The 25,891-nt window shown below is 66.7% G+C and carries 20 protein-coding genes; 15 read left to right on the forward strand and 5 right to left on the reverse strand.

The features are described 5' to 3' along the window. The first annotated feature begins 46 nt into the window (after nt 1–46). A complete protein-coding gene (locus PUN51_RS08195; protein ID WP_275180439.1) occupies nt 47–568 on the forward strand; it encodes a gamma carbonic anhydrase family protein in 522 nt (173 codons plus the stop codon). On the opposite strand, the gene PUN51_RS08200 is transcribed toward PUN51_RS08195, so the two are convergent. Together PUN51_RS08200 and PUN51_RS08205 are read right to left on the reverse strand one after the other, a co-directional pair. After that, complete coding sequence (locus PUN51_RS08200; RefSeq protein ID WP_275180440.1) at nt 565–2,301, reverse strand: flavin monoamine oxidase family protein; 1,737 nt, start codon at nt 2,299–2,301, stop codon at nt 565–567. The genes PUN51_RS08195 and PUN51_RS08200 overlap by 4 nt on opposite strands. Continuing rightward, entirely contained in the window at nt 2,298–3,824 is a 1,527-nt protein-coding gene (locus tag PUN51_RS08205; protein ID WP_275180441.1) for an amino acid permease, read from the reverse strand. Before PUN51_RS08205 ends, PUN51_RS08200 begins: the two co-directional genes overlap by 4 nt. Nucleotides 3,825–4,021: 197 nt before the next feature. Between PUN51_RS08205 and PUN51_RS08210 the strand changes: the two genes are divergently transcribed. Continuing rightward, the gene (locus PUN51_RS08210; protein ID WP_224025417.1) at nt 4,022–5,629 is read left to right on the forward strand and encodes a PucR family transcriptional regulator; all 1,608 of its coding nucleotides are present in this window, start codon (nt 4,022–4,024) and stop codon (nt 5,627–5,629) included. A gap of 35 nt (nt 5,630–5,664) precedes the next feature. On the opposite strand, the gene PUN51_RS08215 is transcribed toward PUN51_RS08210, so the two are convergent. After that, nucleotides 5,665–6,525, reverse strand: coding sequence for a nitrilase-related carbon-nitrogen hydrolase (locus tag PUN51_RS08215; protein ID WP_224025416.1), 861 nt, complete (start codon nt 6,523–6,525; stop codon nt 5,665–5,667). A 235-nt stretch (nt 6,526–6,760) separates the two neighbouring features. Between PUN51_RS08215 and PUN51_RS08220 the strand changes: the two genes are divergently transcribed. From PUN51_RS08220 to PUN51_RS08270, 11 genes are all read left to right on the forward strand, one after another. Next, nucleotides 6,761–7,951: an ROK family transcriptional regulator gene (locus PUN51_RS08220; protein WP_159632586.1), complete on the forward strand. Its 1,191-nt coding sequence runs from the start codon at nt 6,761–6,763 to the stop codon at nt 7,949–7,951. A 131-nt stretch (nt 7,952–8,082) separates the two neighbouring features. Continuing rightward, on the forward strand, nt 8,083–9,642 hold the full coding sequence (gene mmsA, locus PUN51_RS08225) for a multiple monosaccharide ABC transporter ATP-binding protein (RefSeq protein WP_224025415.1): 1,560 nt from the start codon (nt 8,083–8,085) through the stop codon (nt 9,640–9,642). A 44-nt stretch (nt 9,643–9,686) separates the two neighbouring features. Next, a complete protein-coding gene (gene mmsB / locus PUN51_RS08230) occupies nt 9,687–10,970 on the forward strand; it encodes a multiple monosaccharide ABC transporter permease (protein WP_159632588.1) in 1,284 nt (427 codons plus the stop codon). Between the two features lie 49 nt (nt 10,971–11,019). Then, the gene (locus tag PUN51_RS08235) at nt 11,020–12,114 is read left to right on the forward strand and encodes a substrate-binding domain-containing protein (RefSeq protein WP_224025413.1); all 1,095 of its coding nucleotides are present in this window, start codon (nt 11,020–11,022) and stop codon (nt 12,112–12,114) included. A 199-nt stretch (nt 12,115–12,313) separates the two neighbouring features. Then, the gene (locus PUN51_RS08240) at nt 12,314–13,747 is read left to right on the forward strand and encodes an ABC transporter permease (protein WP_224025412.1); all 1,434 of its coding nucleotides are present in this window, start codon (nt 12,314–12,316) and stop codon (nt 13,745–13,747) included. A gap of 2 nt (nt 13,748–13,749) precedes the next feature. After that, complete coding sequence (locus PUN51_RS08245) at nt 13,750–14,457, forward strand: ABC transporter ATP-binding protein (protein ID WP_224025411.1); 708 nt, start codon at nt 13,750–13,752, stop codon at nt 14,455–14,457. 159 nt (nt 14,458–14,616) lie between these two features. Next, nucleotides 14,617–15,687, forward strand: coding sequence for a Gfo/Idh/MocA family protein (locus PUN51_RS08250; RefSeq protein ID WP_159632592.1), 1,071 nt, complete (start codon nt 14,617–14,619; stop codon nt 15,685–15,687). Between the two features lie 206 nt (nt 15,688–15,893). Further along, a complete protein-coding gene (locus PUN51_RS08255; protein ID WP_275180442.1) occupies nt 15,894–16,853 on the forward strand; it encodes a hypothetical protein in 960 nt (319 codons plus the stop codon). Between the two features lie 90 nt (nt 16,854–16,943). Then, on the forward strand, nt 16,944–18,146 hold the full coding sequence (locus PUN51_RS08260; protein WP_275180443.1) for a hypothetical protein: 1,203 nt from the start codon (nt 16,944–16,946) through the stop codon (nt 18,144–18,146). A 286-nt stretch (nt 18,147–18,432) separates the two neighbouring features. After that, on the forward strand, nt 18,433–19,728 hold the full coding sequence (locus PUN51_RS08265) for a serine/threonine-protein kinase (RefSeq protein ID WP_275180444.1): 1,296 nt from the start codon (nt 18,433–18,435) through the stop codon (nt 19,726–19,728). Further along, entirely contained in the window at nt 19,725–20,228 is a 504-nt protein-coding gene (locus PUN51_RS08270; RefSeq protein ID WP_224025406.1) for a hypothetical protein, read from the forward strand. The genes PUN51_RS08265 and PUN51_RS08270 overlap by 4 nt, the downstream gene beginning before the upstream one ends. A gap of 87 nt (nt 20,229–20,315) precedes the next feature. Here PUN51_RS08270 and PUN51_RS08275 read toward each other — a convergent pair whose 3' ends face one another. After that, nucleotides 20,316–22,535: an NADP-dependent isocitrate dehydrogenase gene (locus PUN51_RS08275; protein ID WP_224025405.1), complete on the reverse strand. Its 2,220-nt coding sequence runs from the start codon at nt 22,533–22,535 to the stop codon at nt 20,316–20,318. Between the two features lie 328 nt (nt 22,536–22,863). On the opposite strand from PUN51_RS08275, the gene PUN51_RS08280 reads away from it, so the two are divergent. Together PUN51_RS08280 and PUN51_RS08285 are read left to right on the forward strand one after the other, a co-directional pair. Beyond that, nucleotides 22,864–23,832, forward strand: coding sequence for a trypsin-like serine peptidase (locus PUN51_RS08280; RefSeq protein WP_159632598.1), 969 nt, complete (start codon nt 22,864–22,866; stop codon nt 23,830–23,832). Continuing rightward, nucleotides 23,816–23,989 carry a hypothetical protein gene (locus tag PUN51_RS08285; protein WP_275180445.1) on the forward strand — a complete coding sequence of 58 codons (174 nt, stop codon included), beginning with the start codon at nt 23,816–23,818 and terminating at the stop codon, nt 23,987–23,989. Before PUN51_RS08280 ends, PUN51_RS08285 begins: the two co-directional genes overlap by 17 nt. Before the next feature lie 86 nt (nt 23,990–24,075). Here the strand turns inward: PUN51_RS08285 and purH are convergent, their stop codons facing one another. Then, complete coding sequence (gene purH / locus PUN51_RS08290) at nt 24,076–25,761, reverse strand: bifunctional phosphoribosylaminoimidazolecarboxamide formyltransferase/IMP cyclohydrolase (RefSeq protein ID WP_275180446.1); 1,686 nt, start codon at nt 25,759–25,761, stop codon at nt 24,076–24,078. Nucleotides 25,762–25,891: the final 130 nt, after the last annotated feature.

A 25,891-nucleotide genomic window follows, 5' to 3' on the forward strand; every position in this document is an offset into this window, starting at 1 on the left:
ATCTTTTGCTACTCAGTTGGGTGGAGGGGTGGCTTAGGGTGAAGCCATGGCTCCTCTCTACCCTTTCGCCGGCAATTCCCCGGCTGTCCATGAATCAGCGTTCGTGGCCCCGTCGGCCTCGATCATCGGCAAGGCCACCCTGGGCCCGGACGCCAGCGCCTTCTACGGCGTCTCCGTCCGCGCCGACACCGCGGCCATCACCGTGGGCGCCGGAAGCAACCTGCAGGACAATGTGGTGCTGCACGCCGACCCCGGCTTCCCCTGCACGGTGGGCCAGCGGGTCAGCGTGGGGCACGCCGCCGTCGTGCATGGCTGCACGGTGGAGGACGACTGCCTGATCGGCATGGGCGCCACCGTCCTCAACGGTGCAGTGATCGGCGCCGGCTCGCTGGTGGCCGCCGGCGCCGTGGTACTCGAAGGTACGGTGGTTCCTCCCCGTTCGCTGGTGGCGGGCGTGCCCGCCAAGGTGCGCCGCGAACTCACCGATGAAGAGTTCGACGGCGTCCGCGCCAACGCGGCGCGCTACGTGGAGCTCGCGGCGAAACACCGCGAGCTCCACGTTGGCTAGTCGAGGCTGATTGGCCCGAACTCGTCGAGCAGGTCGCCTGGGCCCGGGTTCCCCGGCGCCGATGACCCGCCCAGGTGCTTCAACACGCCCCACACCGCGTTCAGCCCGGTGGTCACGGCGCCTTCTGCCCAGCCGGCGGTGAAGGAGACGTCGTCGCCCGCCAGGAAGATGCCGCGCTGGGATTCCGACAGCCTGTCCTGCTTGAAGTGCGTGAACAGCCGCTGCTGGTAGCGGTAGTGTCCGGGGAGGTTGGCCTTGAAGGCCCCCATGAAGTTGGGGTCCGCCTCCCAGGACACGGTGATGGGCTGGCCCACGATGTGCCCGGCGATGTCCACGCCGGGGTAGATCTGCTCCAGCGAGTGCAGCATCAGTTCCACGCGCTCGTCCGCGTCCAGGGCCAGCCACTTCAGGGCGTCGTCATTCCAGGTGTAGGACAACAGGATGACGGCGGGCTGGTCCGGGCCGTTGTCCAGCAGGTAGGTGGCACGGTTCAGCCTGTCCGTCAGGGTCATGGACAGGACCTCGTTGCCCGTTGCGGGGTCGATGTCTTTCCAGAAGGGCCGGTCCACCATCACAAAGGTCTTGGAGGACTGCATGTAGTGCGATTTCTCCATGGCGGTCCACAGTTCGGCCGGGAACAGCGCCTCCTCAGTGTGGATGCGGGTGGACAGCAGCCACGACTGGCAGGTGGTCACCACCGCCGGGTAGCTGGCCTCGCGGCCCCAACGCTCACGGACCCGCAGGTTGCCGTCAGGGTCCCGGCTGATCTTCCCCACAGCGCCGCGGGGCGAGCCGGAGTGCAGCGAGGCCAGGGAGGTGCCGGCCGGCCAGTGCACCATGTCCGACGGCGCGTGCTGCCACAGTGCCTCGGGCAGCCGCTGCGCTCCCCCGCGGATCAGCCGGTGCTGGTCGTCTGCGTCGGTGTAGACCACGCGGAGGATTTCCAGGATGGAGTTGGGGAAGTCCGTGTCCCAGCCGCCGGTGCCGAACCCCACCTGGCCAAAGGCTTCACGGTGGGCGAAGCCTGCCTTCTTAAAGGACTCGCTGGCGGCGATGAAACCGTAGAAGGTCTGCTCATCCATGAGCGGGAGCAGCTCATTCCAGAGTTCCTTGATCCTGGCCATGTCCCGCGCCTTGATGGCGTCCTGCATCTCCACGAACCTGGCGCCGTCGTTGACTGCTGCCTTCCAGGCGTCGGCCACTTCGCGGAAGAACGGCGGAAGGTCGCCCGGCTTTTCCGCGTAGTACTTCTTGCCTGCCAGTTCGATCACCGTGCTGGAGGTGGCCTCGGCCAGGGGGTTGGGGAAGTCCTGGGTCTCCAGGCCCAGCAGGTCCACGTAGTGGTAGAAGGCCTTGCCGGAGACCGGGAACCGCATGCCGCCCAGGTCCGCCACCACGCCGGGCGCCGCCGGGAAGGCTGCCGTGCGGAGCCGGCCGCCGATCTGGTCCGCTTCATAGACCACGGGCCGCAGTCCGAGTTTCATCAGTTCATAGGCGGTCACCAGCCCGGACAGCCCGGCGCCGATGACGGCCACCTCCGTGCCGTGCAGCTCCGGCGGGACGGTTCCCAGTCCGTCCGGGTGGGCCAGGTAGTGGTCGTAGCTGAACGGGAAATCGGGGTTCAGCATGGTGATGGGAGCTGCCTGTTCACCGGTGCCCCGCCCTGCCGCGTCCGCCGGCGGCGTGGAGGTGCTGGAGGGGTCGGAGGCAGGCAGTTCGGTGGCGATGGTCATGATTGTTCTGCTTTCACAGGTTCCTGGCCGGGGGCCTTGGCGGTCAGTTCACGGTAGTCGAGCTCGCTCAGGGCCGCTACCTTGGAGTTCCGGCGTCCATAGCCGAAGTAGATGGCGATGCCCACGAGCATCCACGCGCCGAACACCACCCAGGTTTCGGCGCCAAGGTTTGCCATCAGGTAGGCGCACATGAGCGTGCCCAGGACGGGGGTGATGGGGTACAGCGGCACCCGGAAGCTGCGCTTCAGGTCCGGGCGGTTGCGGCGCAGGTAGATAACGGCCACGTTGACCAGCGCGAACGCGAACAGGGTTCCGATGCTGGTGGCGTCGGCCAGGGCGCCAAGCGGCACCAGCCCTGCGGTGAGGGCGACGGCGGTGCCAACGATCAGGGTACCGGCGGCCGGGGTGCCGGTGCGGGGTGAGACGCGGCTGAAGACCGCGGGCACCAGTCCGTCCCGGGACATGGACAGGAGGATGCGGGTCTGCCCGTAGAGGACGGTGAGGACGATGCTGGCGATCGCGAGGACCGCGCCGACGGAGAAGACCAGCGCTATCCACGGCTGGTGCGTGGTCTCCTCGAGGATCTGGACCAGGGCGGCTTCGGTTCCGTCGAACCAGCCCCAGGGGCGGGCGCCGATGGCGGCAACGGCCACCAGGACGTAGATGCTGGTGACGATCACCATGGACAGCAGGATGGCGCGGGGCAGGTCGCGCTTGGGGTTCCGGGCTTCCTCGCCGGCCGTGGAGGCGGCGTCGAACCCAATGTAGGAGAAGAACACCCTGGAGGCGGCGGCGGAGACGCCTGCGGCCCCCATGGGCAGGAGCGGCTCGAAGTTTCCTGCGTTGAAGGCGGTAAAAGCCACGGCGCAGAAGAACAGCAGGATGCCTACTTTGACGATGACGATGGCGGTGTTGATCCAGGCGCTTTCCCGGGCACCGCGGACCAGCAGGATGGTGGCGAGCACGACGATGGCCACCGCCGGAACGTTCACCAGGCCGCCGTCGCCGGGAGGCTGGGACATCGCGTCGGGCAGCACCTGCCCGAACACAGCCAGCGTTTCGTTGACGTACTGGCCCGCGCCGACGGCCACGGCGGCCACGGAAACGGCGTATTCAAGGACGAGGCACCATCCGCAGATCCAGGCCATGCCCTCCCCCATGGTGGCGTAGGAATAGGAGTAGCTCGACCCTGCGGCCGGGACCAGGCCGGCCATCTCGGCGTACGACACCGCGGAGAGCAGCGCGGCCAGGCCGGCGATGATGAATGAAATCCAGATGGCCGGTCCGGCCAGTGGAACCGATTCGCCGAGGATCACCAGGATGCCCGTCCCCAGGGTGGCACCCACGCTGATCATCGTCAGGTGCAGGACGCCGAAGCTGCGCACCAGGCCGGTTCCCCCACCGGCGCCTTCGGCTTCGCTGACCATGTGGCCTATCGGTTTACGCCGGAGCAGCTGGGCCCGGAGGCCGGGCCGTCCGATGGTTGGCGCGATGGGTTTTTCGGTGGTTACAGGCACAGTCACCGTTGACGTCCCTTCAGAGTAGTTGTCGGTTTCCCCTGACCAACATTGGCATGTGAGCCAACTCTCAAGCTGGTGCAAAATGACTTATAGTGATCCACCGTGAGACTTTATGCACAAACGCAGCGGATCCCGCAATCCGGCGCCTGCGGCGGCCGGGTGCGCCGCCTGCCGGGTGCCGGTCGACGCCGGTGCGAGCCATGACTGTGGGACCCGCGGAGTCCGGACGGCTGAGCTTCGTCACCCTCCAGCAGTTCCTTGACCAGCTGCCGCCGCTGCTGAAAACGCTCCACGACGGCGGCAGCGGCGGCCGTCTTTTGCGGTGGGTTGAACCCAGCGAACTGGAGGACCCCACACCCTATTTGCCGGAGGGTGAGTTCCTGCTCACCGCCGGACTTCCCTTCCTGGGCGACGGCGGCACGCCGGCCAGGGTGGATGCGTATGTCCGGCGGCTGGTGGAGGCCAAGGTGGCGGCCCTCGGGTTCGGGATCAGGCCCTACTTCGATGCCGTCCCGGACGTGGTGCTGGACGCGTGCCGGCGGCACAATCTCACCCTGTTCGAGGTGCCTGAGTCGCTTCCGTTCGCGGCGATCGGCCTCCAGTTCTCACAGCTCCTGGAGACTGACAATGCCCGGGTTTTCCGGCAGCTGGCGGAGACCAACCGGCAACTCATGCGGGCCGTCCTCTCCCCCAGGCCGGAGCATGAACTGCTGGCCGCCCTGGTCCAGCGCGTGCCTGTATGGGCGGTCATGGTGGGGGCGGACGGCCGGGTCCGGGCACGCGGCACCAGTGCCGGCGGCAGCACCGCCGTCGAACTTTCCCTGCTGGAACCGATGCTGGAACGGCTGCTGTCCGGCCGGGGCCCCCGGGTGGAGATGGACGGCTTTGACCTGCCGGGCTCGGCGCTGGTGGTGGGCCACCCGCTGCGCAGCACCAAGGATGCCAATCTTGGCGCCCTGGTTCTGGGCTCCGACGTTCCGCTGACCCCCGCACAGAACAACGTGGTCCAGTCCGCGGTCGGATTGCTCGAACTGCTGGTGCGGCAACGCACCAGCGGGTCGCTGGCTCCAAGCCAGCTGGCCACCGCCGTCCTGCTGCACCCCGAAAGCCTCACCGCGGGCGGGACCAGGCATGTGAATGGGCTCAAGGACCTGCTGGCGCAGAGCCTTTCCTCCACCCGGTCCGCGCCCATGCGGGTTGTGCAGGGCATCAACGTGGAAGCGCCCCAGTGGCCGGCAGGAGACGGCCCCGTCCGGGAACTGCTGCAGTGGCGCCGGATGCTCGACACAAAACTGGTGGAGATCACTGACTACGGCTTCGCCGCCGTGACCCGGCTCAGGGTGGATGATGCCCTGCTTGCCGATGTGGAGAAGCTCGGGTGGCGCCTGGTGGTGGGCGAACCGACCGAGCTCGCCGGCTTGTCCGCCGCCTACCAGCGGGCCACCTCCCTGCGCGGCCAGGTCCAGAGAAGCGGGCAGAGCATCCGGGCCGATGAGGTGTCTTGGTCCGTCACCGGACTGCTGGGCCGTGAGGCCGGGACTTTGCTGGCCGAACGCCTCCTGCAGCCGGTCCTGGCGCTGGAGCCGGACCGGCGCCATCCGCTGCTGTCTGTCCTCCGCGGCTGGCTCAGCGAGAACGGCAGCTGGGACGCGTCCGCCAAACTGCTGGGCCTGCACCGGAACAGCGTTCGGCGGCAGATCGGCGTCCTTGGCGAGCTGCTCCAGATGGACCTGAATCAGGCACAGGTGCGGGCAGAGCTGTGGATTGCGCTGCAGTACGCAGACAGCTTGGCGGGCAGGGCTGACTGAGGGACGGGACTGGCTGACGGGCTGACGGGCAGCGGCTAGGCGCCGATGCCCCCAGGGTGGCCCGGTTCCCGCAGCAGGGCTGCCTCCCACTCCCGGTACAGCCTGGGCCGGCGTTCCCGCAGGTACGGGACTGCATTGCGTGCTGCCCGGACGGCCTCCGTGCCCACCTCGGCAAACAGCAGCGCCGGGGCATCGCCGGCCTCGGCGAGGAGCGTCCCGTCGGGCCCCGCCACCACGCTTCCGCCCCCAAAAGCGTAGGCGTCCTCGCTTCCGCAGTGGTTGGCGTACGCCACAGTGAGCTGGCTTTCCAGCGCACGGGCGCGGACAAGCACCTGCGGTACTGCCTCGAAGCCGGCCGACAATGCGGTGGGCACCAGGAGCAGCTCGGCACCCCGGGCAGCAGCCGCCCGTGCGGCCTCGGGGAACTCGATGTCGTAGCAGATCAGCAGTGAGGTAGGGATGCCGTGGAAATCCACGACGGCGGGAGGTTCCGCGGCTGCGACAAATGCCTCGCGTTCCTCGTTGCCAAAGAGGTGCACCTTGGCGTAGTTGAGGATTTCCATGCCGTGGGCGTCCACCAGGGTGGCTGAAATGTGCCATCCGGCCGCACCGGCGGATGGTGGTTCAGTGCGCACCGGGACGGGCAGGCTGTAGACGAGCGCGATCCTGTGCCGGCGCGCGGTGTCCGCCAGGCGGGCGCGGATGGCGGGGAGGGCCGCCGGATCCAGTTCGCTGCGCAGCCGCAGCGGGGCATAGCCCACGGGAAACAGTTCCGGCGTGAGCAGCACGTCGGCACCGGCCTGCGCGGCCCGGCGGGCGGCATCGTCCACGGTGCGCAGGTTGGCCCCAATATCCAGGACCACCGCATTCGCCTGCAGGACGGAGAGCAGCATCATTACCACCTTCTTCATGCCCGGCCACGGGAACAGGGCTGGGCTGGATTGTTTCCGCCTACCAGCCTAGCCAGCCGCAGGCGGCGGATGACGGGTCGTTTGGACCCACCCGCAGGCATGCCGGGACGGAATGCACGGGGATCCGGCCTGGGCCCTGCGTACCGTTCCCAACTGCATTCGACGCAGCCATGCGTTAACTTCTTGACTACAAGCGCAGCGGTAGGGCAATCTTCTTAGCATGTCCGCAACTACGCGCTCAACGAGGAGCAAACCTAAAAATCCCGGATCGCAGTCCGCCCTGCGGCAGCTGAACCAGCAGCGGATTATCGAGACCCTGATGGGCGGCCCGTCCACCCAGGCGGAACTGGCCCGGCAGACGGGGCTGTCCACCGCCACCGTCTCCAACATCGTCAAGATCATGCTCGATTCCGGTCTGGCATCCACCGAGCCGATCACCAGCTCCGGGCGGCGGGCACTGAACGTGCGGCTGAACAGCAACGGCGCCGTGGCCGTGGGCATCGACTTCGGCCGGCGGCACCTGCGGGTGGTCCTCGCCTCGCTCAGCTACCACGTCATCGCCGAAGAATCGATAATGCTCCCCCTGGGCCACCAGGCGGATGACGGCATCCAGGCCGCGGTGGCGCTCCTGGAGAAACTGTTGCGGGAAAGCGGGGTGGAGCGCTCCTCGGTCGTGGGCGCCGGCGTCGGAATTCCGGGCCCCATCGACCGCCGGACAGGGACGGTGGCCCAGGGCGCAATCCTTCCCGAATGGGTAGGCATCAACATCCTCCAGCACCTTGAGGAAACCTTGAGAATCCCCGTCTTTGTTGACAATGACGCCAACCTCGGCGCCTGGTCCGAGGTGACGTGGGGGCAGCACTCCGGGGTCAGCAACCTGATGTTCATGAAGATCGGATCGGGCATCGGTGCCGGCCTGATCCTCAACGGCGCCCCCTACTACGGCAACGTGGGAATCACCGGCGAAATAGGGCACGCGACCATCCATGAGCAGGGCCTGGTGTGCCGTTGCGGCAACCGCGGCTGCCTGGAAACCATCGCCTCCACCACCACCATGATCGAGCTCCTCAGCCGCGGCGAAGACCCGCCGATGACTCCGGCCGACATTGTCCGCAAGGCCCTGAACCGCGACTCCGCCACCCTTAGGGTCGTGGACGATGCCGGACTGGCCGTGGGCCGCGCACTGGGCAATGTGGCCAACCTGATCAACCCTGAGGTCATCGTGGTGGGAGGGCCCCTGGCGGGCCTGGGCGACATCCTGCTGGACCCCATCCGCAGAGGATTGATCCGCCATGCAGTGCCCGTGATCGGCGAGACGACAACCCTCACCATGTCCTCGCTCGGGGACCGGGCGGAGGCGCTTGGCGCCGCCGCCCTGGTGTTCCAGCACGCCGGGATCCGCAAGGCGTAGACCATTTCGTTATCCAGCAATTGCGTTAAAGACTTGACGACAATAGCTGTGATCCAGTTTACTTTTGGTTCAGACGGCCCTGCGCTTTGCCGGCCGGACAAAGAAGTCATTGCATTGGAGGGTTAGGGCTCATGACGTCCCAGACCACGCACGCGGACCCGGTCATTCTCGAGATGCGGTCCATCACCAAGGAATTTCCCGGCGTTAAAGCCTTGTCGAACGTGAGCCTCCGGGTGAAGGCAGGCGAAATCCACGCCATCTGCGGCGAAAACGGCGCCGGCAAATCCACCCTCATGAAGGTCCTGTCCGGCGTGTACCCGTACGGAAGCTACGACGGCGACATCGTCTACCAGGGGCAGGTCCAGCAGTTCCGGGACATCAGGGCCAGCGAGCACGCCGGCATCGTGATCATCCACCAGGAACTGGCGCTGATCCCCGAACTGTCCATCATGGAGAACATCTTCCTGGGCAACGAGCCCACCAAGCGCGGCATCATCGACTGGGGCGAGGCCCGCCTGCGGTCCCTGGACCTCCTGGCCAGGGTCGGCCTGCGGGACGACCCCGATACCCCCATCAAGGAAATCGGCGTCGGCAAGCAGCAGCTGGTGGAAATTGCCAAGGCCCTGAACAAGTCCGTGAAGATCCTCATCCTGGACGAGCCCACCGCAGCCCTGAACGAATCGGATTCACAGCACCTGCTGGACCTGATGCTGGGCCTGAAGGCCAAGGGCATCACGTCGATCATCATCTCCCACAAGCTCAACGAGATCGAGCAGATCGCCGATTCCATCACCATCATCCGCGACGGCAAATCCATCGAGACGCTCGACGTCAAGAAGGACGGCGTGGATGAGGACCGCATCATCAAGGGCATGGTGGGCCGCACCCTCGAATCCCGGTTCCCGGACCACACCCCCAAGATCGGAGAGGTGTTCTTCGAGGTCAAGAACTGGACCGTGGGCCACCCCAACGTCCAGGACCGCCTGATCTGCAAGAACTCCAGCTTCTACGTCCGCCGCGGAGAAATCGTAGGGTTCGCCGGCCTCATGGGCGCCGGACGCACCGAACTGGCCCGCTCCGTCTTCGGCCGCTCCTACGGCCGTTTCATTGACGGCCACATCTACAAGGACGGCAAGGAAGTGGTCCTCAAGAACGTCCGCCAGGCGATCGACGCCGGGCTGGGATACGTCACCGAGGACCGCAAGACCCTGGGCCTGAACCTCCTCGATGACATCAAGACCACCACCGTGGCAGCCGCCCTGAAGAAGATCAGCCACAACTCGGTGGTTGACCCCAACCAGGAGTTCACGGTGGCCGAGCAGTACCGCAAGTCACTGCGCACCAAGACGCCCTCCGTGGAGGAAGGCGTGGCCAAGCTGTCCGGCGGCAACCAGCAGAAGGTGGTCCTGGCCAAGTGGATGTTCACCGACCCGGACCTGCTGATCCTGGATGAACCCACCCGCGGCATCGATGTCGGAGCCAAATACGAGATCTACGGGATCATCCAGCAGCTGGCCAACCAGGGCAAGGGAGTCATCGTCATCTCTTCCGAACTGCCCGAGCTCCTGGGCTTGTCCGACCGCATCTACACCATCTTCGAAGGCGCCATCACAGGTGTCCTGAACAAAGACGAGGCCAGCCAGGAAAGCCTGATGAAGCTGATGACCTCCGCCACCCGAAAAGCCGCCTGACCCTCTGGCCCATCCAGAACCTTCCGGACACAAGGACTGACACCATGAACGCCCTCAAAAAGCTGTTTGGCGGCAACACCCGCCAATTCGGCATGATCTTTGCCCTCGTGGCCCTGATCATTTTCTTCCAGTTCGCCACCGAAGGCCGGACGCTGACCCCCGGCAACGTCATCAACCTCTTCAACGGCAACTCCTACATCCTGATCCTGGCCATCGGCATGGTGCTGGTGATCATCGCAGGCCACATCGACCTCTCGGTCGGCTCCGTCGCCGCGTTCGTCGGCGTCACCGTCGCCCTCGCCATCCGCGACTGGGGCATCCCGTGGTGGGCAGGCGTCCTGCTGGGCCTGGTGCTGGGTGCGGTCATCGGCGCCTGGCAAGGCTGGTGGACCGCGTATGTGGGCATCCCCGCCTTCATCGTGACGCTGGCCGGCATGCTCCTCTTCCGCGGCTTCAACCAGTTCGTGGGCAAGTCCAACACCATTCCCGTACCCAACGACTTCCAGTACATCGGCTCCGGCTACCTGCCCGAGGTGGGTCCGGACACCGGCTACAACAACCTCACGATCCTGATGGGTGTCGCAGTCGCGGTCTTCGTCGTGGTGGGCGAACTCCGCTCCCGGGCCCGGGCCAAGGCGCTCGGCGCCGAGGTCCCCGAAATGTGGGTCACCGTGCTGAAGCTGGTGCTCATCTGCGCCGCCATCCTCTACGCCACGTACCTCTTCGCCACCGGCCGTCCCGGCACCTCGTTCCCCATCCCCGGCCTGATCCTGGCCGTGCTGGTACTGATCTACGGCTTCATCTCCTCCCGCACCATCCTGGGCCGCCACGTCTACGCCGTCGGCGGCAACCGGCATGCGGCCGAACTCTCCGGCGTCCAGTCCAAGAAGGTCAACTTCCTGGTCATGATGAACATGTCCATCCTGGCCGGCCTGGCCGGCATGATCTTCGTGGGCCGCTCCACCGCATCAGGACCCTTCGACGGCGTGGGCTGGGAGCTGGACGCCATCGCCGCCGTCTTCATTGGCGGCGCGGCAGTGACCGGCGGTGTGGGTACCGTGGTCGGCTCCATCATTGGTGGCCTGGTCATGGCAGTGCTCAACAACGGCCTGCAGCTCCTCGGCGTCGGCGCCGACCTCACCCAGATCATCAAGGGCCTGGTGCTCCTGATCGCCGTCGCCTTCGACGTCTACAACAAGTCCCAGGGCAAACGCTCCATCATCGGCATGCTGACCCGGAACATGAACCGTCCCTCCGGCGGACCCAGCAGCCCCATCCAGCCCGACGAAACCACCTCCACCAAGGAAGCGATCGCCAGGGAAGCCTGAAGTTTGCAGCCTGAATACCGTTCCATCACTCAAAGAAAGAGAACCAACAATGCGAATGTTTGGTAAAGCAGGAAAGGCCGCAGCGGTAGCTGCCATCGCAGCACTGGCGCTGACGGGCTGCGGCCGCTCGGAGCCGTCCGGCGGGTCCAGCACCGGTGCCGCGGGATTCGACCAGAAGTCCTCCATCGGCGTTGCCCTCCCCCAGAAGACCAGTGAAAACTGGGTCCTGGCCGAAAAGCTGTTCAACGACGGCCTCAACGGTGCCGGGTTCAAGGCTGACGTCCAGTTCGCCAACGGCGGCGTGTCGGAGCAGCAGAACCAGATCAGCGCCATGGTCACCAAGGGTGCCAAGGTCATTATCGTGGGCGCCATCGACGGCTCCCAGCTGGGTACCCAGCTCAAGCAGGCCAAGGACGCCGGCGCCACGATCATCGCGTACGACCGCCTCCTGCTGAACACGGACAACGTGGACTACTACGTGGCCTATGACAACTTCAAGGTCGGCGTGCTCCAGGGCCAGGCCCTGCTGGACGGCATGAAGGCGAAGAAGCCCACTGGTCCGTACAACATCGAACTGTTCGCCGGTTCCCCGGACGATGCCAACGCCAAGGTGTTCTTCAACGGTGCCATGAGCGTCCTGAAGCCCAAGATCGACGACGGCACCCTGAAGGTCGTCTCCGGGCAGAACAGCTTCGAGCAGGCCGTGACCCAGGGCTGGAAGGCTGAAAACGCCCAGCGCCGCATGGACACCCTGCTCAGCGGCAGCTACACCAGCGCCAACGTGGACGGCGTCCTCTCCCCCAACGACACCCTGGCCCGCGCAATCCTGACCTCGGTCAAGGCTGCCGGCAAGCCGATCCCGGTTGTCACCGGCCAGGACTCCGAGGTTGAGTCGGTCAAGTCGATCATCGCAGGCGAGCAGTACTCCACCATCAACAAGGACACCCGCAAGCTCGTTGAGCACGCCATCACCATGGTCAAGGACCTGCAGGCCGGCAAGAAGCCTGAGGTCAACGACGACAAGTCCTACAACAATGGCAACAAGGTTGTTCCCGCCTACCTGCTGGAGCCGGTCATCGTGACCTCGGCCAACGTCAAGACGGCCTACACGGACGATCCCGTACTCGGCCCGATCACCAAGTAACACAGTCGGTAACGCCGGGTAAACCCCGGCAAGCGGAAAGCCCGGTCCTTCAACAGGACCGGGCTTTCCTGCGTCCTGCCTCAACAGCAACATCCTTCACAGGCCAAACACAGGTCCGGCCGGATTGCGGCACAGGATGCCCGGCGAGGGTTGATGGGAAGCCGGCCTCCCGCGCCGGCACCTGAGCCATAGGAGTAACGTGAGCGTCCTTGCCCGAAGCGTAGGCAATGCCTTCAGAAACAAGGTCCGCACCGCAGCTGTTGTTGCGGTGCTGGCCGTCGCCATTGGCCTGGCACTGGCCATGCTGGTGGCGAACCAGGCAGTCGGGGCGAAAGTGCAGGAGCTCAACGCCTCCGTCGGCACCGTCCTGACCGTCAACCCCGCCGGCGGCCAAGGCTTCGAAGGCGGCGGAGAGCCGCTCACAGCCGCCCAGGCAGCCACCGCCGCCGGCGTCCCCAACGTCAGCGCCGTCGTCGGGACCTCATCCCTGCGGTTGCGGAACGCGGCGGCTGCCGCGGCACAAACGGCGCAGGCTGGACAAACCGCACCGGGCGGCCAAACCGGGCAGGGAGGCCCCGGCGGCCAGGCCGCAGCGCCCCTGACCACAAGCCTCACCGCCGCGGTGGATGCAGGCACCCTGGGCAACCGCAACCAGCAGGCCAACGGAACCACCGGATCCACCGGAAGCACGCAGCAGCCGGTCCGGTCCCTGCCGATCACCGCCACGGGTATCGGCGCTGAAGTGGACACCACGGGCAAGGCACTGAACATTACGCAGGGCACCGGACTGGGCGACTACTCGGCAGTGTCCACGGGAGCACTGCTGGGCACCACGCTGGCGGAGAAAAACAGCCTCACCGTTGGGTCCACCTTCACCATCAACGACCAGACCTACACGGTGACCGGATTGTTCGACGCCGGTACGGCGTTCGGGAACAACGCCGCCTACCTCACGCTCCCCACCGCCCAGTCGCTCGCCGGGACACCGGGCGAACTGTCCAGCATGATCGTCACGGTCAATTCCATGGACAACGTCGCCACCACCAAGACGGCCCTGCAGGCCGCCCTGGGCAGTGGCAAGGCCGACGTCACCCAGGGGCAGAACCTGCAGACCGCCGTCAGCTCCCTGGACAGCGTCAAGAACATCTCCTTCATCGCCTTCATTGCCGCCCTCGGAACCGCTGGCCTGATCATCCTGCTCATCATGGTGATGCTGGTCCGCGAGCGCCGCCGCGAAATCGGGGTCCTGAAAGCCATCGGCGCCCCCAACCGCACCATCGGCCTGCAGTTCGTCCTCGAAGCCCTGGTCCTCGCGGCCCTGGGCAGCGCAGTGGGCGCAGCCATAGCATCCTTCGCCAGCGGCGGCATCGCGTCCGCCCTGATCAGCAGCAACACCACCACAACCACTGCCAGCACGGGCCGCGGCCCCGGCGGGGCGGGCGGCTTCCCGGGCGGCCAGGGCGGCCCCTTCGGCGGCGCCTCCCAGCTCCTGAACTCGGTCACCGCGAGCGCATCGCCGGGCGTGATCGCCGGTGGCATCGCCGCCGTGTTCGGCGTGGCCATTATCGGCGCCCTGGTCCCCGCGCTGCTTACCGCGCGCATCCGTCCCATCGAAGTCCTGCGAGGAGAATAGCCATGATTGAAGTCAAGAACCTGGTCCGCACCTTCAACTCCGGTGACCGCACCATCAAGCCGGTCAACGATGTCAGCTTTGTCCTGGAGCAGGGCACCCTGGCCTCCATCGTGGGCAAGAGCGGCAGCGGCAAGAGCACCCTGCTGTCCCTGCTGGGTGCGCTGGACAAACCCACCAGCGGGGACGTCGTGGTGGACGGCGTGAGCCTGGCAAGCCTGCCGGACACCAAGCTGACGGAATACCGGCGCCGGGACATCGGCTTCGTGTTCCAGCAGTTCAACCTGATCCCCAACCTGTCCGCCGTGGACAACGTCATGCTGCCCATGGAGTTCGCGGGGGTCCGCAAGGCCGCGCGGCTGCAGCGCGCCAAGGACTTGCTGGAACAGGTCCAGCTTGATCCGTCCAAGCACGACCGGCGGATCAACAGGCTCTCCGGCGGCGAGCAGCAGCGCGTGGCCATTGCCCGCGCCCTGGCCAATGAGCCGAAACTGATCCTGGCGGACGAGCCCACGGGCAACCTGGATGAGCAGACCGGCGACCACATCATCGAGCTCCTCAGCTCGCTGAGCCGCGACCACAACACCACCATCCTGGTGGTCACCCACGACAGGGTCCTGGCGAACAAGACCGACCGCCGGTTCCGCCTGCAGCAGGGCAAGCTGACGGAAGAGCCGGTCCGGGGACGGAGCGCCGTCGCCGCCACGGCCTGACCCGGAGAAACCTGACCCAGAGAAACCGGGCCCGGCAGGGCCGTCGGCGGGGGGAGCGCCCAAAGCGTCCTCCCGCCGTCGGCCTCTTTCCGCTGCCAGCCACCGCACGGGGCGCGGAATTCCGGGGCCGTCCGGCGGCCCTGTGACAGGATTGCAGCTATGACTGCTCCGATCGCAAAGCCGTGGCTTTCCAGCCAGCCCAACCAGGATCCCCGGTCCGCCACCGGGGCTCCCCTGCGCTGGGGAATCATCGCCACGGGCAGCATTGCCCGCGCCGTCTCGCAGGATCTCGCGCTGCTTGATGACGCCGAGCTGTATGCGGTCAGTTCCAGGGCGCAGGACACCGCGGACGCGTTCGCCGTGGCGTACGACTTTTCCAAGGCGTACGGGGACGACGGCGGGGTGCCCGGCTACCAGCGGCTGCTGGCCGATGACGCCGTGGATGTTGTGTACGTCGCGACCCCGCACGCGCAGCACCACGAGATGGTTCTCGCCGCCCTCAACGCCGGCAAGCACGTGCTGTGCGAGAAGGCTTTCACCATCAACGCCCGGGAAGCGGCGGAACTCATCGAGGTGGCGCGCAGCCGGAAGCTCTTCCTCATGGAGGCGGTCTGGAGCCGGTTCCTGCCCTCGATGCAGCGTGCCTTCGACATCGCTGCTTCCGGAGAGCTGGGCGACATCCATTGGGTGACCGCTGACCTTGGGTTCCCGGCACCGTACTCCCCCACCGCCAGGCTGTGGGCCCGGAAGGACGGCGGGGGCGCACTGCTGGATCTGTCCGTGTACCCGCTCCTGTGGGCGCTCGGCACGCTTGGCTTCCCGCAGACCGTCAGCGCCACGGGCTTCGTCAACGACGACGGCGTCGATGCGCAGAACGCCCTGAGCCTTGGCTACGGCCACGCCGCCCAGGTCCAGCTCACCTCCTCCCTGCTGGCCCACGGACCCCGCACTGCCACGGTGGCCGGCAGCCTGGGCTTCCTGCAAAGCGTGGGCTCCATCAACAACCCCCGCGAACTGGTCATCGCGAAGGGGTGGGAGGACCGCCGGACGGAGACCTTCGACGTCGTGGGAAAGGGCTACGCCTACGAGCTGCGCGAGGTGATGAGGTGTGTCCAGCAGGGGCTGACTGAGAGTCCGGTCATGCCGCTTGAGGACACCCTGAACACCATGCGCCTCTTCGACGGTGTGCGCGCACAGCTCGGCGTGACCTACCCCAACGACAGCCACTAGCAGGATCATCAAAGGCTGCGTTCGACGGCGGCGGGCAGCTTTTGCCCGCTGGTCACGCCACTGTGACTGCCCGATTCTGCCTTGACAGTTTCTGCACCCGTTTCCGGCATTTGTAAATTCCCTTTAGTGAATGCTGGACTTCAGGCGATAAGCAGTCTTAGCATTTAGAAAGCATCGATTGCGCCGGTCACTGGGGGGTGGTACGCATGGCTCGTAGTAGTTCGCCATGGCATGCCCTGCGCCCGCTGCTCCTGGCAGGAGCAGCCGCGGCCACCTGGTTGACTCTTTCATCAACGGCTGCAACTGCCGATGCCGGGACCGATTCCACTTCACTGCTCGGCGGCGCCACCAGTTCGGTGTCTTCCCTGAGCCAGGATCTTGCAGCTGCGGTTTCACCGGTCCCTGCCGGGTCGGCGGCTGGACCAGCAGCGTCCCCCGGGCTGCTGCAGCCTGTCGTAACGCCGGTTGCCGGCCTCGCGGACAACCTTATTGCCGCCGTTCCCGTGGTGGACCAGGTGGTTCCGGCCGGAACGGTTTCAGAGGTCTCGGCTCCCCTTGCTGAGCTGGCCGATACCGTGGCTGCCGGTGTAGCCCAGGAAGTCGCAGCCCCCGCAGCCGAGGCGGTTCCTATCCTGGAGCCGGTGCTCCAACCGGTTTCAGATCTTTTGACGGGAGCTGCTCCGTTGCCCGTCCCGCCCTTGGATGCCGTGCAAGTGGATGTTCCCGCCGAGGTGGTCCCTGCTCCCGCGCAGGATCAGCCTGGAGCCGTGGACGATGCGCCGGGTGCCATGAACACGGCCCCGGAATCTGACCAGGCTGTTGAAGTCTCATCCGCGGCACCAGCAGCCCACCCCGGCGCGAGCATGGAAGCCGCGGGCGCGGGCATCCTGGCCCATACGGCGGCGCCGCAGTCCGGGGAATCCGTGATGGCTGGCGCCGTCCAGGAGCAGCCCCTGCCGGACCCGTTGCCCCTGCCTGCCCAGGCTCCGGCAGCCCCGGCGTCCGGCACGGGCAGCGGAGGATCAGCGGGCGGAGCGTCCCCTGCCGCTGCGTGGCTCGACCCTTTCGACTTTGATTTTGACCGGGCCGGAAGTGTTCGCGCCGACCGGTCCTCCGAGCATGCCCCTGCGCCGGTGTCGTTCGACCCCGGCTCTTCCCCTGACTAGTTGAGGCCCTCTGCCCTCCCGAGGGCAGCACGCGGCTTTACGGGCAGCTGTCCAGCGCCCGGACACTCAACTATTTCAGGAGTAAACACCATGAACTGCACCCTTCGCAGGGGGTTGCTGAGCACCCTCTTTGCCGGCGGCCTCCTGGCCTTCGGCTGCGCCACCGCCAACGCGGCGGACACCACCAGCGGGACGGACCTTTCCGCCTCCGCCCTTATCTCGGCGGCGGCACCCGCTGACTCGACGTCGTTGGGCCTGCTGGGTGACCCAACGCCGGCCGGATCAACAGGTGTCGCCGCCGCAGTGGACGTCAACCTCGGGCTGGGGACTGTGGCGACCACCGATCCCGCCGGCACCGGCACCGGCATGACGGACGGCACCACGGCGAACCTCGCCGTCGGCGCCGCCGTGGACCTCGGCCTCGGCACAGTGACCACCACCGACCCCGCAACCACCGGCACCACCGACCTGGCAGCCGCAGCAGACGTCAACCTCGGCCTCGGCACAGTGACCACCACCGACCCCGCAACCACCGGCACCACCGACCTGGCAGCCGCGGCAGACGTCAACCTCGGCCTCGGCACCACCGGCACCGGGACTACGGACGGCACCGTGGCAGACCTCGCGGTCGATGCAGCCGCAGGCCTGGGCCTGGGCGGCCTCACCGATGGTGACGCCACCGGTGCCGGCAGCACGGTGGACGCAGCCTTCGACATCACCCTCGGGGCTGTCACGGACGGTGACACGGCAGGTGTCATCGATGCAGGCGCAGACCTTGGTGCTGCTGTGGGCGCCGGGACAGCAGACGGCAGCGGCCTGGATGCTGTGGTCGACCTTGGCATCGACCTCGGCATCGGGCTCATCGGCGACAACACCACAGGCACGCCGGGAACTTCCGATCCCGGCACCACCCCGGGTGACGGAACCACGGGCGACACCGGAACCCTTGACCCCGGAACCCTTGACCCGGGAACAGCTGATCCCGGAACGATGGATCCCGGCACCAGCACCCCGGGCTCGGACATCACGGGCGGCGACTCCAGCGGTGGCGCCGGTGATACAGGAACAGAGGGCTTCGCGGCAGCACCGGCCGGCTCAACCGCGGTGAGCGGGGCAATCGGTACCGTAACGGTCCCCCGCGGCACCACGGTCGCCGGTAATGCCGCCCTTGCCAACGGAGGCGCTGCCCACACCGGCCTCGCCAAGACCGGCTGGGACGGATCGCTGGTCCCCCTGGCCCTGCTGCTCCTGGCCGCAGGACTCCTGGCGCTCCGCAAGCGCAAGGTGTCCTAGCCGCCCCACGGCAGAACAGTAACCGCCCGCGCCTGTGCGCCTGAAGCGGCAGCACCCGGCGGGCTGACGGAAGGAGGACAGCAGCCCCGAAACACAACAACAGCACAAGAAACATGTCGTCAGCACACATGTCCTTGAAGCCGGTGGTCCGGCGGCGAAGGTTCGTAAAATCGCCGCCGGGCCGTCGGCGTGCCGGAACGGGAAAGCCTGGTCAATCGCTGCTTCCACCTCACCGCCCGTATAATTTGAGGTACGACAGTGCCGCAGCGCACCGGGAGGAACGGTCATGGTGGCGGAATCGCCTAGCTCCATCAAGAATGAAGTTGTCGGCGGTCGCTACCGGTTGGGTGATGTCATCGGCCGCGGCGGAATGTCATCGGTGTACTGTGCGCGGGACGAAAACCTGGGCCGCGATGTGGCGTTGAAGCTCTTCGCCCCGCAGGCACCGGACGCGGATGAACTCAAGCGCCAGGAAGCGGAGATCCAGCTCCTCGCCACACTCAACCACCCCGGCCTGGTAACCCTCTTCGACGCTGGTATCGATGACCGCATTCCGGATGAGCCCCGGCCGTTTCTGACCATGGAGCTCGTGGAGGGCCAGGACCTGCGTGCCCGTATCCGGCACAGCAGGGTACCCCTTGAAGAGCTGAGCGTCATCGGCGCGGGCATCGCGGACGCGCTGGCCTATGTGCACGGCCTGGGCATCATTCACCGCGACATCAAACCGGGCAACATCCTCCTGGTCCAGATCCGGCCCGGCGAGCCGCTGCGGCCCAAGCTCACGGACTTTGGCATCGCCAGGATCGTGGATTCCACCCGGCTCACTGCCACGGGCACCATGGTGGGCACCGCCGCCTACCTCAGCCCGGAACAGGCCCTGGGCAAGCCGCTGTCGTCAGCCACGGACATCTACTCCTTCGGGCTGGTGCTGCTGGAATGCATCAAGGGCACCGTGGAATACCCCGGCAGCGCGGTGGAATCCGCGGTTGCCCGGCTTCACCGCGCCCCGGAAATTTCCGACGACGTCCCCGCGGAGTGGGCCGACCTCATCCGTTCCATGACCACCATCGAGCCGCTGGAGCGGCCATCGGCCGCCGACATCGAGACCGCCCTCCGCCAGGCGTTGGTTTCCCCGGCCTCAACGCCCGGAGAACTGGTGCCGGAGACCACGCGGGTACTGCCGGCCATGCCCTTCCACCCTCCGACCATCACTGCCGAAGAGTCGGCGGATGACGTCCGGGAGGCAGCCGGGGCCACCGGAGCGACGGGGTCCTCTGACGATCCGTCGGCCCAGGCTCCTGCGACCGCATCTGATCCTGTGCATGAATCTGATCCTGTCCGGCAATCCGGTTCCGGGACGGCAGCCACACCCTCCCCGGCCAAGGCTGCCGGCAAGCCCCGCCTCTCACGGAACCAGCGGATCTGGCTTGCCGTGGTGCTCGCTGCCCTGGTGATTGCCGCAGCCGCTGCCGCGGTGATGATGAGCATCTCCGCCCGGCCCGCCGACGTCGTCCCCTACCCCACGGTAACCGGTGTCCTGGGCGACCACCTGCAGGAACTTCAAAAGAGCGTGGCGCCGTGACCCTTCGGCAGGCCGTGCCGGGCCGGCTGCTGCTGGCCTGCGCGGCGGCCCTGCTGGCGGCCACCTTCCTCAACGCCTGTGCCGCCCCCGGGAGCGGGCTGCAGCGCGAAGCGGCAACACAGCTCCAGGCGCGGGTCCTTGAGGTGACCCAGGCTTCCTCCCAAAACGATCCCGCAGCCGCGCTCAAGGCACTGGAGGGCCTCGAAGCGGACCTTTCGGCTGCCCAGGCGAAGGGCCAGGTCTCCGAAGAGCGGCGCCGCAGCATCACCACCGTGGCCACCGCCGTCCGGGCAGACCTCACTGAAGCAGTTGCCGCTCAGGCGGCGGCCGCGAAGGCTGCCGAAGACGCCCGCGTTGCCGCCGCCCAGGCAGCCCAGGATCCCTCCCCCGCACCTGCGTCGCAGGCAGCTCCCGCACCGGCCCCGGCACAGGGCAGTGCCGCCGGCAACGGAGCGGACGGCGGCAAGAACAACGGCGACAAGGGCAAAGGCAAGAACTGAACCGCGCCCAGGCTAGGTGACAAAGCAAAAGAAGCGGTGCTCCGGTGGAAACCGGGGCACCGCTTCTCTCTGCCTTACCAGCCGGTACTAGGCCAGGCTGGCGATGACCTTGTTCAGGGTGGCGGAAGGACGCATCACGGACGAAGCCTTGGCGTCATCCGGGCGGTAGTAGCCCCCGATGTCCACAGGTGAGCCCTGGACCTCGGCCAGCTCGCCCACGATCGTTTCCTCCTTGGAGGAAAGCTCGTTGGCGACCGAGCTGAACGCGGCGGCCAGGTCGGCGTCGTCCGTCTGCTTGGCCAGTTCCTCGGCCCAGTAGCGGGCCAGGAAGTAGTGGCTGCCACGGTTGTCCAGTTCGCCGGCACGGCGGCTCGGGGACTTGTTCTCCAGCAGGAAGGTGCCGGTGGCGCGGTCCAGCGTGTCGGCCAGGACCTGGGCGCGGGCGTTGCCCGTGGTGGTGGCCAGGTGTTCGAAACTCACGGCCAGGGCCAGGAACTCACCCAGGCTGTCCCAGCGGAGGTGGTTTTCCTTGAGCAGCTGCTGGACGTGCTTCGGGGCCGAGCCGCCGGCGCCGGTCTCGAAGAGTCCGCCGCCGTTCATCAGCGGGACCACGGAGAGCATCTTGGCGCTGGTGCCCAGTTCCAGGATGGGGAACAGGTCCGTCAGGTAGTCGCGGAGCACGTTGCCCGTGACGGAGATGGTGTCCTGGCCCTTGCGGATGCGCTCCAGGGTGAAGGCAGTGGCCTTGACCGGGGCCATGATCTGGATGTCCAGGCCCTCGGTGTCGTGGTCCTTCAGGTATTCGTTGACCTTGGCGATCAGGTTGGCGTCGTGGGCACGTTCCTCGTCCAGCCAGAACACGGCGGGGGTCTGGGAGGCGCGGGCGCGGGTGACGGCCAGCTTGACCCAGTCTCGGATGGGGGCGTCCTTGGTCTGGCAGGCGCGCCAGATGTCGCCCTCGGAGACTTCGTGCTCGATCAGGACGTTGCCGGAGCCGTCAACGACCTGTACCTTGCCGGCTTCCTGGATCTCGAACGTCTTGTCGTGGCTGCCGTATTCCTCGGCCGCCTGTGCCATGAGGCCGACGTTGGGCACGGTGCCCATGGTGGTGGGGTCGTAGGCGCCGTTGGCGCGGCAGTCATCGATGACCACCTGGTAGATGCCGGCGTAGGAGCTGTCCGGCAGCACGGCCAGGGTGTCCGCTTCCTTGCCGTCCGGGCCCCACATGTGGCCCGAGCTGCGGATCATGGCGGGCATGGAGGCGTCCACGATGACGTCGCTGGGGACGTTCAGGGTGGTGATGCCCTTGTCAGAGTCCACCATGGCCAGGGCGGGACCGTCTTCCAGGCCCTTCTTGATCAGGTTCTGCACGCCGTCGCGGACGTCTTCCGGCAGGTCCTCGAGGCTGCTGAGGATGGCGGCAAGGCCGTTGTTGGGGCTGATGCCGGCGGCGGAGAGCTGCTTGCCGTAAGTCTGGAACAGTTCCGAGAAGTAGGCCTTGACCACGTGGCCGAAGATGATGGGGTCCGAGACCTTCATCATGGTGGCCTTCAGGTGCGCGGAGAACAGCACGCCTTCTTCCTTGGCGCGGGCAACCTGGGCCTTCAAAAACTCGTCCAGGGCGGCGGCGCGCATCACGGTGCCGTCGATGACCTCACCGGCCAGGACCGGGAAAGCCTTCTTCAGGACCTTCACGGACCCGTCTTCACGGACCAGCTGGATGGCGATGGTGCCGTCTGACTCGATGACCACGGACTTCTCGTTGGAACGGAAGTCGTCCTGGCCCATGGTGGCCACGTTGGTCTTGGAGTCGGAGGTCCAGGCGCCCATGGAGTGGGGGTTCTGGCGTGCGTAGTTCTTGACGGACAGCGGCGCGCGGCGGTCCGAGTTGCCTTCACGCAGGACCGGGTTCACGGCGGAGCCCTTGATCTTGTCGTAGCGCGAGCGGATGGCGGTTTCCTCGTCGGAGGAGGGGTTGTCCGGGTAATCCGGCAGGGCGTAGCCCTGGCCCTGCAGCTCGGCGATGGCCGCCTTCAGCTGCGGGATGGAGGCGCTGATGTTGGGCAGCTTGATGATGTTGGCTTCCGGCGTCTTCGCCAGCTCACCGAGTTCAGCAAGGGCGTCACCGATCTGCTGCTCCGGGGTGAGGTAGTCACCGAACACAGCAATGATGCGGCCGGCGAGCGAAATGTCGCGGGTCTCCACCTCCACACCTGCAGTCGAAGCGAACGCCTCGATGATGGGCAGGAACGAATAGGTAGCCAGCATCGGCGCTTCGTCGGTGTGGGTGTAGATAATCTTGGACATGCGCGGGCGTCTCCCTGTGGGTCGGCTTGATTGTGAAAAATTCGGTCTATTTCACCATGTACAACTTACCCGAGGACATGGCGTTGAACCGTACCGGAGTCCCAGCGTTACCCCGGCGGTGGGCAGGATTACAGCGATGGAGAACGGCCGACGGCGGGACACGCCCGCGTGCCGGGGCCGCCGTCGCTACCAAGGGGCGGCCGGGGCAGTGAAAGGGTCCTAAGCCGGTATTTGATATCTCACTACTGTGTACAAACTTGTCCGGTGGCGATAAATTCGCTAAGTCACTCCCGATCCAGGGCCCAAACCCCGTTCAGACAGGACAACAATGACACGCACCAGGTCTCTGGCTTCCGGCCTCCTGACTTTCTCGGCTGCCGCCGTGCTGGCACTCACCTCGGCCGGCGGGGCCTCAGCCGCGCCCGCACCATCGGATGGACATGAAGCCCCGTCCGTGGCCGGCGTCACGCTCAATGCCGACGGCGCAGCGGATTACTGGACTCCGGAGCGCATGCAGAGCGCCGTCTCGGGTGACACCCTGGCCGGCAAGGCGCTGGGCCGCGGCAACCGCTCCAGCGCCGCCCTGGTCGAGAAGGGCAAGCCTTCCTCCACCAAGGGGACCAAGGGCAAGCCCACCATTGCCCAGAGCGAGAATCCCGTCTCCCACATCGGCAAAGTCTTCTTCACCATGGGCGGCACCAACTATGTGTGCTCGGGCAACGCCGTCGCCTCGACCAACGGCAGCACCGTGGCTACCGCCGGTCACTGCGTAAACGAGGGCCCGGGCGCGTACGCCACCAACTTCGTCTTCGTGCCCGCCTACGACAACGGCGCGGCACCCTACGGCAAGTGGACCGCCAGGGCCCTGTACGCCCCCACCCAGTGGGCCTCCAACGGCGACATGACCTACGACACCGGCTTCGCCGTCGTGAATACGGACAGCAACGGTGACCGGCTCACCGATGTTGTCGGCGGCTCTGGCACAGCCTTCAACCAGGCACGGGGCCTGACCTACACCTCGTACGGCTACCCGCAGGCCTCGCCGTTTAACGGCACGTCACTGTTCAGCTGCACCGGTACGGCCACGGATGACCCGAACAACCCCCAGTTCGGTACCCAGGGCATCCCGTGCGACATGACGGGCGGCTCCTCAGGTGGCCCGTGGTTCATCGGCATCGGCTCAGACGGCGTACAGAACTCCATCAACAGCTATGGCTACAACGGCTCAGCCGTGATGTACGGCCCGTACTGGGGCAAAGTCATCCAGGCAACCTTCAACAGTGCAGCAAAGTCCTAAGGCACCTGATCCGAAGGAGGATCCCGTCAGCCACGTGGACCTGACCCAGTCCCCCGAGGAAGTCCTCGAGTACTGGACAGAGGAGCGGATGGCGGCGGCGAAGCCCCGGGAGATTCAGCTCCCGGAGCCCGGCTCCGGCCAAGACGACCAAGACTGAACCAGCACAACGACGACGGCGCCCGTCCCCTGCGCAGGGGACGGGCGCCGTCGTCGTTAATCCGGGCCGGCGATGAAGCGTGGCTATCAGTGGAAGAAGTGGCGGGCTCCGGTGAAGTACATCGTGATACCGGAAGCATTCGCCGCCGCAATCACTTCCTCATCCCGGACAGAACCGCCCGGCTGCACCACGGCGCGGACGCCGGCGTCGATCAGGATCTGCAGGCCGTCAGCGAAGGGGAAGAACGCGTCGGAGGCGGCCACGGCACCGCGGGCACGCTCAGGTGCGCCGCTCGCGTCCGCGTTGGAAGCGCCGCCGGCACCTTCGACGTCGGACTCCACCGTGACACCCAGGGTGTTGGCCCGCTCCACGGCCAGGCGGCAGGAATCCAGGCGGTTGACCTGGCCCATACCGATGCCCACTGCGGCGCCGTTCTCTGCCAGGAGGATGGCGTTGGACTTCGCGGCCCGGCAGGCGGTCCAGGCGAAGGCGAGGTCCGCGAGGGTCTTGTCGTCCGCGGCTTCACCGGCGGCGAGGGTCCAGTTGGCGGGGTTGTCGCCTTCAGCGTCCACCTTGTCCGTGACCTGGACCAGCATGCCGCCGGAAACCTGGCGGAACTCCGTGGGGTAGCGGCCGTAGCCCTCGGGCAGGGCGAGCAGGCGGATGTTCTTCTTCTTGGAGAGGATCTCCACTGCCTCGGGCTCGAAGCCGGGGGCGATGACCACCTCGGTGAAGATGTCCTTGACGGTGTTGGCCATGCCGGCAGTCACGGTCCGGTTCGCGGCGATGACGCCACCGAACGCCGAGACCGGATCGCAGGCGTGCGCCTTGGCGTGGGCATCGGCGATGGGGTCCGCGGCATCGGCGGAGCCGACGGCCACGCCGCACGGGTTGGCGTGCTTGATGATGGCGACGGCGGGCTCAGCGAAGTCGTAGGCGGCGCGCAGGGCGGCGTCGGCGTCAACGAAGTTGTTGTAGCTCATGGCCTTGCCGTGCAGCTGGTCCGCCTGGGCGATGCCCATCGGCGCAGCCTTGTCCACGTACAGGGCGGCCTGCTGGTGCGGGTTCTCGCCGTAGCGCAGGACCTCGGAACGCTCCAGGGACAGGCCGGCGTAGGCGGGCCAGTCGATGACGCCGTCGCCGTCCTCGTCCAGGAACTGGCTGGCGGTCCAGGTGGCCACCGCGTTGTCGTAGGCAGCGGTGTGGGCGAATGCCTTGGCAGCGAGGCGGCGGCGCGTCTTCAGGTCGAAGCCACCGGCGGCGGCAGCCTCCACCACCTGGCCGTAGAAGGACGGATCCACCACGATGGCGACGGCGGCGTGGTTCTTCGCGGCCGAGCGCACCATGGCGGGGCCGCCGATGTCGATCTGCTCCACGACGTCATCCTGCGCGGCACCGGACTTGACGGTTTCCACGAACGGGTAGAGATTCACCACCACCAGGTCGAAGGCTTCGATGTCCATGCTGGCGAGGGTTTCCATGTGGGCGGGGACGCGGCGGTCCGCCAGGATTCCGCCGTGGACGCGCGGGTGCAGCGTCTTGACGCGGCCGTCCAGCATCTCGGGCGAACCGGTGACTTCCTCAACCTCCTGCACGGGAATGCCCGCGGCGGCGATCTTCTTGGCCGTGGAACCGGTGGAGACGAGCTTTACGCCCGCGGCGTGCAGGCCCGTTGCGAGCTCCTCCAGACCGGTTTTGTCGTAAACCGAGATCAGGGCCCGGCGGATGGGTACACGGTCAATGGATACGCGCTCATGCTGCGTGAAGCTCACAAATGTCTCCGTCTTATCTCGCGGAACAGGGCCGCGGTTGGTGGGGATAGGGCCAGTTTATCGCGAAGGCGCGGTTGGCCGGTGTGTCAGCCGGAGTGTGAACGCCGTGGGGGCGGGCTAGAGTTTTGAA

This window comes from Arthrobacter sp. NQ4, assembly GCF_029077345.1.
Classification (GTDB): Bacteria; Actinomycetota; Actinomycetes; order Actinomycetales; family Micrococcaceae; genus Arthrobacter.